Annotated in this window: 10 protein-coding genes; 7 read left to right on the forward strand and 3 right to left on the reverse strand. The window is 62.9% G+C overall.

Features of this window, described 5'->3' with window-relative positions:
• Window positions 1-128: 128 nt before the first annotated feature.
• Entirely contained in the window at window positions 129-1403 is a 1275-nt protein-coding gene (locus ASD64_RS08435; RefSeq protein WP_082549919.1) for a glycosyltransferase family 4 protein, read from the reverse strand.
• A gap of 263 nt (window positions 1404-1666) precedes the next feature.
• Between ASD64_RS08435 and ASD64_RS08445 the strand changes: the two genes are divergently transcribed.
• Genes ASD64_RS08445 through ASD64_RS08470 form a run of 6 tightly spaced genes read left to right on the forward strand, consistent with a single transcriptional unit; the run spans window position 1667 to window position 7195 of the window.
• Window positions 1667-2173, forward strand: coding sequence for an acyltransferase (locus ASD64_RS08445; RefSeq protein WP_056104937.1), 507 nt, complete (start codon window positions 1667-1669; stop codon window positions 2171-2173).
• The gene (locus tag ASD64_RS08450) at window positions 2170-3207 is read left to right on the forward strand and encodes a Gfo/Idh/MocA family protein (protein ID WP_056103625.1); all 1038 of its coding nucleotides are present in this window, start codon (window positions 2170-2172) and stop codon (window positions 3205-3207) included. Before ASD64_RS08445 ends, ASD64_RS08450 begins: the two co-directional genes overlap by 4 nt.
• A complete protein-coding gene (locus ASD64_RS08455) occupies window positions 3204-4337 on the forward strand; it encodes a DegT/DnrJ/EryC1/StrS family aminotransferase (RefSeq protein WP_056103626.1) in 1134 nt (377 codons plus the stop codon). The genes ASD64_RS08450 and ASD64_RS08455 overlap by 4 nt, the downstream gene beginning before the upstream one ends.
• Window positions 4327-5043, forward strand: coding sequence for an acyltransferase (locus tag ASD64_RS08460; RefSeq protein WP_056103629.1), 717 nt, complete (start codon window positions 4327-4329; stop codon window positions 5041-5043). The genes ASD64_RS08455 and ASD64_RS08460 overlap by 11 nt, the downstream gene beginning before the upstream one ends.
• Entirely contained in the window at window positions 5040-6014 is a 975-nt protein-coding gene (locus ASD64_RS08465) for an NAD-dependent epimerase/dehydratase family protein (RefSeq protein WP_056103632.1), read from the forward strand. The genes ASD64_RS08460 and ASD64_RS08465 overlap by 4 nt, the downstream gene beginning before the upstream one ends.
• Window positions 6011-7195, forward strand: a complete 1185-nt coding sequence (locus ASD64_RS08470; RefSeq protein ID WP_056103635.1) for a DegT/DnrJ/EryC1/StrS family aminotransferase — start codon at window positions 6011-6013, stop codon at window positions 7193-7195. Before ASD64_RS08465 ends, ASD64_RS08470 begins: the two co-directional genes overlap by 4 nt.
• Before the next feature lie 3 nt (window positions 7196-7198).
• Here ASD64_RS08470 and ASD64_RS08475 read toward each other — a convergent pair whose 3' ends face one another.
• Window positions 7199-8707 carry an O-antigen translocase gene (locus ASD64_RS08475; RefSeq protein ID WP_244480744.1) on the reverse strand — a complete coding sequence of 503 codons (1509 nt, stop codon included), beginning with the start codon at window positions 8705-8707 and terminating at the stop codon, window positions 7199-7201.
• Between the two features lie 63 nt (window positions 8708-8770).
• Window positions 8771-10039 (reverse strand): polysaccharide biosynthesis/export family protein, encoded by a 1269-nt coding sequence (locus ASD64_RS08480; RefSeq protein ID WP_056103638.1) that lies wholly within the window; start codon window positions 10037-10039, stop codon window positions 8771-8773.
• Between the two features lie 1061 nt (window positions 10040-11100).
• Here ASD64_RS08480 and ASD64_RS08485 point away from each other — a divergent pair.
• Window positions 11101-11847 carry a response regulator transcription factor gene (locus tag ASD64_RS08485; RefSeq protein WP_244480745.1) on the forward strand — a complete coding sequence of 249 codons (747 nt, stop codon included), beginning with the start codon at window positions 11101-11103 and terminating at the stop codon, window positions 11845-11847.
• Window positions 11848-11975: the final 128 nt, after the last annotated feature.

Consider the following 11975-nt stretch of genomic DNA (forward strand, 5'->3'; position numbering starts at 1 on the left):
CCTACGGAAGGAATGATGAGAGGCAACCGAGACATCGGTGCGCGCGGCTTTTCGCTGTAGGCGCGCACCGATCGAGGTGGCCATGGCCAGTCTAAGAATCTCTAGACTAGGGTCACTCGCCAATCAGGTTAAGTTTTTCGGTGTTTCTGTTCGGTCAACGGCAGGTTGGCGGGCGGCCATGCCCCTGACTTTGCCGCTGCAAGGATCGTCTGCTGCTGCGCCTTGCTGGCGCGTTTTCGCCGCGGATCGTGGTTGTGTAGCTCCAATTGCAGGGCGAGCCCCGCCGACTTGACGGCTTCGCCGAACTTCCAGCCGGATTTGCCGGCCAGGACTTGCCGGTAGATGTCCAGTTGCAGGTCGACTGCGCGCTGCAGGCTGAAACGTTCGCATGCGACCCGCCTGCCGAACTGGCCAAGCTTGTCGCGCAGCACCTTGTCTTGCAGCAGTCGCTCGATCTGCGCGGCTAGCCGGGCTGTTCCTTCATCCGGGTCGCCAAGTCCATAAAACCCCTGCCACAGGAACTGATCTTGCGTGGACGGTTCGAATACGTCGCAAAAAGCCTGTTCTCCCTGCACGATCACGGGGCGTCCGATGGCCATGGCCCTGAGTGCCGAACTGCCCATTCCGAGAACGACATCCGCCGCGGCATAGGCCGCGCGCGGATCGAGGTCGGCGCCGTGGAGCGCAATGACCTCGCGTCCGCTCGCTGCGTTCACCGCCTCGGCCCGCATTTCAAGCGCCTCGCGTGCCGGTCCGTCACCGACCATGACCAGCCGCACCGGATAGCGCGCGGCAAGAGTTCCGGTGGCATCGATCGCCCGCACCAGCGCATCGAGCTTGAGGTCCAGCGCCAGACGCGACACAGTCACGATCAGCAGTTCGGTGTCCTTGACCTTGTGCAATTTCCGGAAAGCGGAGCCGTCCACCGCCGGTGTATCGCGTTCCGTATCGATCGGCGGTTCGATGACCCAGACATTGCCTCGCCGGTCCTTGCGTGCGTCTGCACCCAGTTCCCCGGTTCCCATGATCAGCGGCACGGAAGCCGGTATGAATGGTGGCACCCCCATGCTGAGTACCGTGCAGACCGTGGGCGTACCAAGAATGCAGACGGCGCCGTAGTAGGCGTCGAGGCATGCCGTCCATTCGTAGCTATGGATGATGTCGATCCGTTCTCTTCGCACGATGGAGGCGATCTGTGCTATCCGCGTTGGAGCCGGGCGGTATTTCAGGGGGTGCGCGGGCAGGAAGCGAAGGCCGCGCATGCCGATATATTCCACGAGGGGGCCTGGCACACCGTAAATGATCGCCTCGTGGCCGGCTGCTACTATACCGGCGGCCAGATCTATAGCGTTGATCTGGCTTCCTCCGATTGCAAGATCATGAGGATATACAAGAACGCGCAATATTATATTTCCAGGTTCGGCTAATACATAGCTGAAAGATAGCTGAAATTATGTATATATTTATTTGGTAATTTAATCAATTATTACATAGCCGTTGCCGTCCAGCACAAAGCTTAATTCGGCACTCGGTGGCGCTACCCCTTTCGGATATGACCGTTCGGCGTTTTGCCTAATTTACTCCATTGGCGCCGCAACTCCATTGTTTGGGCGATAGCCTGTCGGGAACGACGGAATATCGATCCGCGACAGCGATGGAGTCGATAATGATCGCAGCGAGCGTTGTTCTTGGGGAGGGGGTGGTCATCCATCATCCCGACCTCGTCAATCTCTATGGCTGCCGCATCGGCGACGGTTCGCGCGTCGGCGCCTTTGTCGAAATCCAGAAAAACGCCGTGATCGGCCGGAACTGCAAGATCTCCAGTCACAGTTTCGTCTGCGAGGGCGTCACCGTCGAAGACGGCGTCTTCGTCGGTCACGGCGTCATGTTCACCAACGACATCTATCCGCGCGCCGTCGCGTCAGACGGCAGCTTGCAGACCGAGGCGGATTGGGCCGTCGTTTCCACCCGCGTCCGGGAAGGTGCCTCGATCGGTTCGAACGCCACCATCCTGGCCGGCATCACCATCGGTATGGGTGCGCTGGTGGGCGCCGGCGCCGTCGTCACCCGCGACGTTCCCGACTATGCGATCGTCGCCGGCGTGCCGGCTGAGGTCACCGGGCGCGTCAAGGATGCGCCGCCGGTTGCCCGTATTGCGGGAGGCGCGCAATGATCGGCGTTGCTGTCGTCGGCTACGGCTATTGGGGGCCGAACCTTGTCCGCAATTTCGCCGAGGTGCCGGGCGTGCGGCTTGCCGCCGTCTGCGATCTCGACAAGGGCCGGCTGGCGCCCGTGAAGGCGCGCTACCCGAACGTCTCGATCACTGACAGCTATGACGAGATCCTGAGCGATCCCGACATCGCCGCCGTTGCCATCGCCACGCCGGTGTCGAGCCATTTCAAGCTGGCCATGAGTGCGCTGATGGCCGGCAAGCACGTCTTCGTCGAAAAGCCGATCGCTTCCTCTTCGGAAGAGGCCGAACGTCTTGTCGAGGAAGCGGCACGCCGCGGGCTGGTGCTCGCCGTCGACCACACCTTCGTGCACACCGGCGCGGTGCGCAAGATGCGCGAACTGGTCGATAGCGGCCTTGGCGAGATGTATTATTACGACTCGGTGCGCGTCAATCTCGGCCTCTTCCAGCACGACGTCAGCGTCATCTGGGATCTCGCCGTGCATGACCTGTCGATCATGGATCATGTCTTGCCGGTCAAGCCGGTCGCGGTCTCCGCCACCGGCATCAGCCATGTTCCCGGCGAGCCGGAAAACATCGCCTATCTCAACCTGTTCTTCGAGACGAACCTGATCGCCCATGTCCACGTCAACTGGCTGGCGCCGGTCAAGGTGCGCCGCACGCTGATCGGCGGCAGCCGCAAGATGATCGTCTACGACGACCTCGAGCCCAGCGAGAAGATCAAGGTCTACGACAAGGGCATCACGCTGAACGGCAACCCGAAGGCCAATGGCGAGAAGGTCTATCAGGCGCTGGTCGGCTACCGCACCGGTGACATGTGGGCTCCGCATCTAGACGTCAAGGAAGCGTTGAACACCGAGTTGCGCGAGTTCGCGCAGTGCATCGAAAAGGGCGGCACGCCGACCGCCGACGGACAGGCGGGTCTGCGCGTGGTGCGCATCCTCGAGGCTGCAACCCAGTCGCTCGCCCAGCGCGGCCGCGTCGTCGAACTGGAAAAGATGAGGCGGGTGGCATGATCCCTTTTCTCGATCTCAAGGCCCAGTACGCAAGCATCAAGGACGAGGTCGATGCCGCCGCATTGCGCGTGCTGGCCTCGACCCAATATGTGCTCGGCGAGGAAGTGGCGGCGTTTGAAAACGAATTCGCCACCTATTGCGGCGCGCGCCACGCCATCGCCGTGAACACCGGCACCAGCGCTCTTCATCTGGCGCTGCTCGCCGCCGGCATCGGCCCCGGCGACGAGGTCATCACCGTGCCTTTCACGTTCGTGGCCAGCGTTTCAGCCGTCTGCTACACGGGCGCACGGCCGGTGTTCGTCGACATCGAGCCGCGCACCTTGACCATGGACCCGTCGCGGCTCGAGGCTGCGATCACGCCGCGCACCAAGGCGATCATGCCGGTCCATCTCTACGGTCAGATGGCGGACATGGCGCCGATCATGGAGATCGCCCAGCGCCACGGCATCCCGGTCATCGAGGATGCCTGCCAGGCGCATGGGGCGCAGTATCGCGGCGAGCGAGCCGGCAGCATCGGCTTGGCCGGCTGCTTCAGTTTCTATCCGGGCAAGAACCTCGGCGCCTGCGGCGAGGGCGGCCTCGTCGTCACCAACGACGACGCCACGGCCAAGGCTATCCGCATGCTGCGCGATTGGGGCCAGGAGCAGCGCTACCACCACACGCTGAAAGGCTTCAACTATCGCATGGACGGCATCCAGGGCGCGATCCTGCGCGTCAAGCTGCGCCATCTGGAAGGATGGACCGAGGCGCGGCGCGCCAATGCGCGGCGTTACACGTCCCTGCTGCGCGACGTCGAAACCGTGACGTCGCCGACGGAAGCGCTCGACCGGCGTCATGTCTACCATATCTATGCCGTGCGTTCGGCTGATCGCGACGGGCTGAAGCAAAACCTCGATGCTGCCGGCATCGCCACCGGCCTGCACTATCCGATCCCGGTGCATCTGCAGAAAGCGCATGCCGATCTCGGCCACCGCGAAGGCGACTTCCCAGTGTCCGAACAGGCGGCGCGCGAGGTGCTGTCCTTGCCGCTCTATCCGGAAATGACGTCGGATCAGGTCGCGACCGTCGTCGATGCGATCGCACAGGCGACGATGGTCAAGCCACCGAGGGCCGCTCTCCGTGTCGGCTAAGTCGAAACAGGCAGGCCGCGTCGTCGCGGCGGTTCACGGGCGCAAGGCCTTGTCGCCCGAACTGGAGTTCGTCGCCGGCTTGGCCGAGGCGCTGCACGAGGCCTACGACACCAAGGGTCTCGTCGAACTTTACCAGCGGTTTTCGGCAGGCGACGGCTTCATCGATGCCACCATGCGCCGCACCATCTGGCGGGCGCTGGCGCGCCGTTGCGGCCCGGGCCTGCAGGTCGGTGCGAATGCCGGCTTCAAGCACGTCGAGACGTTCGAGATCGGCTCCGGCGTCTTCATCGGCGCGCAGGCCATCGTTCAGGGCCGTTTCGATGGAACCTGCATCATCGGCGACAACACCTGGATCGGGCCGCAGGTGTTCCTTGATGCCCGCGATCTGGTCATCGGCGAAGCCGTTGGATTCGGTCCCGGATCGAAGGTGCTGGGCTCCGAGCACAATGGCCTGCCGGCCGATGTGCCGATCATCCGCACCGATCTGGAAATCCGCCCGGTGCGCATCGGCGATTGGGCCGATATCGGCACCAATGGCACCATTCTTCCGGGCGTCACCATCGGCAAGGGTGCGATCGTCGGGGCCGGCGCCGTGGTGACGGAGGACGTACCGCCCTTCGCCATCGTGGCGGGCGTGCCGGCGAAATTCCTGCGCTGGCGTCCTGAATCGGAAGCCGTGCGCAGTGCAGAGGGAAACAGGCGATGAAAGACAAACGCGTATTGATAACCGGCGGAGCCGGCTTGATCGGTTCCCACATCGCCGACCTGGTCGCCAGGGAGCGGCCGCGCGAAATCATCGTCCTCGACAATTTCGTGCGTGGCCGGCGCGAGAACCTGCGCCAGGCCATGGCCGATTTTCCGCTGACCATCGTCGAAGGCGACATCCAGGACCGCGATCTCCTGGCCAAGCTTTTCGAAGGTGTCGATATCGTCTTTCATCAGGCTGCCATCCGCATCACGCAATGTGCGGAGGAACCCAGGCTTGCCTTCGATGTGTTGGCCGGAGGCACCTTCAACGTGCTCGAAGCCGCCGTCGCCGCCAAGGTCTCCAAGGTCGTCGCTGCCTCGTCCGCTTCCGTGCTGGGACTTGCAGAAAGCTTCCCGACCACGGAAGCGCATCACCCTTACAACAACCGCACCATCTATGGTGCCGCCAAGACCTTCAACGAAGGCCTGTTGCGTTCCTTTGCCGAAATGTACGGCCTGCGCTACGTCGCCTTGCGTTACTTCAACGTCTACGGCCCGCGCATGGACGTCTATGGCGCCTACACGGAGGTGCTGATCCGCTGGATGGAGCGCATCGCCGCCGGCGAGGCACCGCTCATCTATGGCGACGGCTCGCAGACCATGGACTTTGTCCATGTCCACGACATCGCCCGCGTCAACCTTCTCGCGGCCAAGTCCGACGTCACCGATGAAGTCTTCAATGTAGCCAGCGGCACTGAAGTCAGCCTGCTGGAGCTCGGGCAGAGGCTGAGCGCCGTCATGGGTTCGTCGCTGGCTCCCATCCATATGCCGGCGCGCACCGTCAACGGCGTCACAAGGCGTCTGGCCGACACCGGCAAAGCCAAGGCCATGCTCGGTTTCGAGGCAACGACGCGGCTTGATGACGGTTTGCGCGATCTTGTCGCCTGGTGGCGGCGGGAGCGTGAGGCAATCCAGGTCGCCGCCGAATGAACAAGCCGCTCAGCCAAATTGCCGTCGCCAAGCCTGTTCTCGGTGAGGAAGAGGCCGAGGCCGCCCGCCGCGTGATCCTGTCCGGCTGGGTCACGCAAGGGCCGGAAGTCGCCGCCTTCGAGCGCGAGTTCGCCGAAATTGTCTGTGCGCCGCACGCCTGCGCTGTGTCGAACTGCACCACGGCGCTGCATCTGGCGCTGAAAGCGATTGGCGTCGGCCCGGGTGATGAGGTCGTCACTGTCAGCCACTCCTTCATCGCGACCGCCAACGCCATCGTCTATTGCGGTGCCGTACCGGTTTTCATCGATATTTCCGCTGCCGGCTACAACATCGATGCCAGCCTGATCGAGCCGGCCATCACGCCGCGCACCAAGGCCATCCTGTGCGTACATCAACTTGGCATGCCGTGCGATCTTGCTGCTATCGTGGCGATCGGCAAGAGCCACGGCATTCCCGTCATCGAGGACGCCGCCTGCGCCATCGGCTCGGAAATCCTTTGGAACGGGCAGTGGGAAAAGATCGGCAAGCCGCATGGCGACATCGCCTGCTTTTCCTTCCACCCGCGCAAGGTCGTGACCACCGGCGACGGCGGCATGCTGACCACCGCCAACCCGGATTACGACCGCAAGTTCCGGCTGTGGCGTCAGCACTCGATGAGCGTGGCGGACACCGTGCGCCATTCGTCCAATTCCGTCATCTACGAAACCTATCCCGAAGTCGGCTACAATTACCGCATGACCGATGTGCAGGCTGCGATCGGGCGCGAGCAGTTGCGCAAGCTGCCTTCCATTGTCGAGCGCCGCCGGCAGATCGCCGCCGACTACGCCGCGCGCCTTGGCCACATCCGGGGGCTGGGCGCTCCGGTCGAGCCGGGCTGGTGCCGCTCCAACTGGCAAAGCTACTGTGTGGCATTGCCGCGCGGCGTGGATCAGCGCGCCGTCATGCAGGCGCTGCTTGATCTCGGCATTTCCACCCGGCGCGGCATCATGAACAGCCATCTGGAGCCGGCTTACCAGCATCCCGGCGCCTATCGCCAGGGTTCCAGCCTTCAGCACAGTGCAGCGGCCCAGAGCGGGTCGATGATCCTGCCGCTGTACACCCAGATGACCGACGCTGAGATATCCCGTATTGCCGATGCGCTCGAGCAGGTTCTGGGGGCCGCCAACTCGGTAGCGGCCTGACCCTTATGCCCAACGCCTCACGAATCCCGGCAGGCTTTCCGCCGGTAGCAGCTTCAGCAACAGCCGCAGCGAATAGAGGCCAGTGATTGCGGTCAGGGCGATGCCGATTGCCGTCGCCGGCCAGAACGGCAGGAACATCAGCGCGGCAAAGACGGCCGCTGCGGCTGGCAGGAAGATCACGCCGAGCCTGAGATTTTCGGTCGACCAGCGAAAGCCGCTCATGCGCCGTACGATCACGTAGATCAGGCAGCTGTGCCACACGTAAAGACCGAAGAAAGCGATACCCGCACCCGTCAGCCCGATTTGCGGTACCAGCAGCCAGGCAAGCCCGACATGGACCGTAGTCGCCGCCACTTCCGTCCAGAAGAACACCTTGCGGTCGCCCTTGGCCAATACGATGAAGCCCATCGGCCAGGCGACGATGCGCAGCATCATGCCGAGGCAGATCCAGCGCAGCAGATCCACCGCCGGCACGAAGGCCTGCGAATAGAAAACGGTCATCACCAGCGGCGCCACGGTCAGCGTCGCCAATAGGCCGGGTCCGGCCAGGAGGATGCTGATCTGGGCCTGCTCGTTGACGAGGCGATTGCATTCGGGATTGTCGTTGGCCACGGCGGTCAGGCGCGGGTAAAAGTCCGTTCCCATGGCTTGCAGGATGAAGCCGGCGTAAAGCCCGCCCAGCGCCCAGGCCGCCTGGTAAAGCCCTGCCGCCTCGAATCCGTCATGACGCAGCACGATCAGCCGTATCGCATAGGCCGCGCCCGTGGTCAGGAAGGCGCTTGCCATGAACACCACGCCGAGCTTGAGCAGTGCCGTCGCTTCTTGCCCGACCTCGCGTGCCGACAGCGCCACCGGCTTGATCCTGATCTGCCTGGCGTACCACCAGGAGGTCAGCAGCGAGGCGAGCGCCATGGCGATGAACGCCGGCACGATACCTTGCTCACCGAAGACATAGATCATCGGAATGCCGATCGCCGTGCTGAAGAAGGCGCCGAGCATGGTGATCTGCGCCAGGTGAGAAATGCGCCGCATGCCTTGCACCAGCGCCATCTGGCCGGCCGACACGAGTTGCAGGCAGACCGCCGCGCCGAGCAGCATGACGGCGACGACGTGCGTGTCGTCGCCGAAGGTGAAGCGGGCGACGGGCAAGGCCAGCAGTCCCAGCAGCGTTGCGCCCAGAAGGCCCAGCACGATGGAAACGCGCCTCAGCATCAGCGTCGTTCGCGCGACCCTGTCTTCGTCCTGCGTTGCCGTGGCCTCGGCGATCTGGCGCACGCCGCTTGCCGGAATGCCAAGCCCCGCCAGCGTTTGCGTGAGGTCGACGATCGAACCGTAGAGGCCCATCAGCCCGACGCCGGAAGGTCCCAGCAGCAGGGCCATCGCCTTGTTGCGGATGATGGCGAAGCCGACATTGACGATCGACGAACCGCCGATCATCGCCGTCGATTTCAGGATCTGCGCATAGCTGCTTGGCTTCGGCGGACCTTGCTCGTTCATCGCAATCTCGGTCATCGGCTCATGTCCGCCTGCCGGCTGGCAAGCGCCGCCCGGCCGCTTTGCCGATGGAACCTGGCTTCACTGGCTGGCTTCTTCGGGCTGAGCCGTTCCGGCGGAAGCGGTCTCCGGCGAAGCCTCGCCGCCTTGCAGCAATGCCAGCGCGGAGGTGACCTTCACCACGTCGCCAGGCAACAGGGCGGTGGATTCGTCCGCCGCAACGGTGGCTTCCTGCCCATCCTTCGCGCGCGTGATCGCGTAGCTGACGGCTGCCGACTGGCCGCTTGCCGCAGCAGGGCCGGATGAGGACAGGACATCGAGCAGCAGTTTCTGCGACACGTCCCGCTTCAGCCTCAGTTGTTCGAGACTGGCCTGTTCGGCCTGTATCTCGATCGCGACTTCTGTCTGGCGCTTGTCTTCGATGCCTTCCATGTTGCGCTTCGCTTCTGCGAGGTTCTGCCTTGCCCGCATGATGGCGGTGACCTGGTCGAGACGCTCGCCCCTGTAGCTGGCCAGCACGCGTTCCAGTTCCGACTGCCGCGACATCACTGCAAACCCCTTGCTGACCAGGCTCTTGACCGCGTTGAGGTCCCGCTCGGCGGCTGCGATGCCGTCGTCCGCCGTTGCGGTCTTCTGCTTGAGGGTATCGATCTCGGCCGTGAAAAGTTCCTGCAACTCCGACAGCGATTTCGTCTGCCGCTCAAGTTCCTTGGCGCGCGTGTTGAAGATGGTTTTTTCCTGGTTGAAGATGTCTTGCGCCAGATCGGTTTCCGCTGCCGTCGAAGTCGGAGGAAACTGGATCGTTTCGGCACCGGAAGCTTCGGCGCGCAATCGGGCTATTTTTGCCATGCTGCGCAATATCTGCACGTCGAGCCCGCGCAACTCGCCCACCATGCCGATCTCGTTCTTGCCGGCGCCAAGCGTGCCGCGCCGTTCTCCGCCACCGAGCGCCAGGGCCTGCAGCACCGTCATCCCCTCGCGAAACTTGTATTCGCCGGGCTTGGCAACGTCGCCCACGACATAGACCGGGGGATATTCCAGGATCGCGACCGTCGTATCCGGCTTGTCGACAAGGCCGGTCTTGGCCTGGATGCGCTTGGCGATGTCTGCCGCCAGCTTGGTCGGATCCATGTCCTTGATCTCGACGGTCCCGATCACCGGCAGCACGATCGTGCCCTCATCGGAGACGACGAAATCGCCGCCAAGCGCAGGCCATTGTTCGTAGACGCCTTTCATCGGCATCCATTGCAGCACGGTGACCCGCAGCTTGGTCTGCGCGACCAGTTCGCCTGCACTGGCCGGCGTCGTCGGCAGCAAGGCGCTTGCCACGGCAAACGCACAGGCGAGCATGGGGCCATATGATCGGCCTGACGGATTTTTGCGAAAGACAGTCATTGCTCGCCTCAGGCTCGCTTGCTCGAAAGCGGAGATCCCGTTCGGGAGGTGCCGTAGCTGCTCTTGCCAGCCGGCATTTCGCGACGGCATTCCGCGCACGCCCGAACCGTTTCCGGGCACCGCCAATGTGCCAACTTATCTCGCCCTTGCTAAGGTCTAGATCGGGGGGAACGGCTCATCCATTCTGGTGTGAGACGCATCCAGGGGTCCGCCAAACAGGATATTTCCTTGCCGCAACGAGGCCTTGTTTCGGGCGTTTCTGACAATAACCGCTTTGTCACCCGGCGACGCGCCCCAATGCATGTCGCCCGAAAGTGGGAACCGGTTTCGGGATAACGACATGCATGAAAGAAAATGCTTAAAGCGCGGCCAGCAAATCTGAAAGATCGCGACGCGCTCTAAGCGGCGGGCGAGGAGGTGTCCGTTGTGCGGCTTGCGGCCTCTGCGTGTTACGGGCAACCCCCCTGTGGGAGCAGGCTGTCCAGATGATGGAGAGCGCCCGATTGAACTGGCTAGGACCAATCGACATTCAGGTTTCGGGCGTGGCGCGAGCCGGATTTCGGTCCTGACAAGGAGAAAAGCGCAAGGCGGTGTCGACCACCGTCGAGCATTTTTCGACGCAGTCGGGGCTGAAATCCGCTGCGTCCCGCAGGGATATGGCCAAAATCGCCCAGTTCCACGTCGCCAAGCCTCGACGGTGGGCAACACCGCCTTCGGCTCCGCTTCTCGAACTGGGCGATTTTTGCTCATACCACGTTCCAAACCCTGAATGTCGATTGGTCCTAGTCCCTTTGGAGGATGCCGGTGAGCGCGCAGACGCTTCCGGCATCCCACGTTTGGATTGAGCCTCAACCCTATTGCCCCGTCGCGGTGCTCAAAATCCTGCCATATCGTCAATGTCGGCTGATCTTGCTTGGCGCGGTCCTGTGCTTTGACGAGGCGGCTTGCTGGGATGGGTTGAGTTGTACGAACCAGGAAGAAGTCCGAAGCCAATGGAAGCAACGAGCGAAGCGCCGATGAATGGGAAGCGAGCCGCGGTTGGGGCGATCGAGTCGCGAAAGACCGTCCTGTTCGTGACGGCTCCGGGTGCGATTTCAGGCAGCTTGATCTATGCGCTCGACCACGAGTTTCCGTGGCTCGACGTCAAGCAGATGGACAGTGTCGAAGCCGCTTGCGTGGCTTTCGCCTTTCCGGTGGCCCTGATCCTCATCGACCCGGGGCTGTTGTCGACGGCGCAGCGCATGTCGGCGGAACTGACGCGCCGCCATCCCCACGCCATGATCGCGCTGATCGAACCCGACAGCCAGAACTCGGCCCTGGTCTTCCCCGACATCTGCGAGTCGCAACTGGTTCGCGGCGTGCTGCCCATGAACCTGAGACTCGACGTATGGCTGTCGGTCGTGCGGCTGATGCTGCGCGGCGGGGAGTATTTCCCGGTCGGCATGCTGCAGTCCTATGCCCACAAGATCGCCTCGGCGCCTCAGCCGGCACTCCTGTATGGTGAGAACCCTGCTGAAAAATCGGCCAGGGTCGATCGCGTTGCCGACCTCACGCCACGCGAAATGCAGATATTGGAGATGGTCTCGCGAGGCCTTCAAAACAAGGCGATCGCCGCCGAGTTCAGTCTGTCCGAGCACACGGTGAAGATTCATCTCCACAATATCATCAGCAAGCTCGGCATCCACAACCGCACCGAGGCTGCGGCGCGTTACCGCGACCATCAGGCCGGCCGCATCCGCATCACAAGCGCCAACCCGGGTTAATGCATGTTGCCCGAAAGTGGAAACCGGTTTCGGGATAACGACATACAAACGCTTAGAGCGCGCCAGCGAATCTGAAGATCGCGACGCGCTCTATGCATCGAAAATCCGATGCCCGGACGGAGAAACAA

This window comes from Mesorhizobium sp. Root157, assembly GCF_001427385.1.
Classification (GTDB): Bacteria; Pseudomonadota; Alphaproteobacteria; order Rhizobiales; family Rhizobiaceae; genus Mesorhizobium.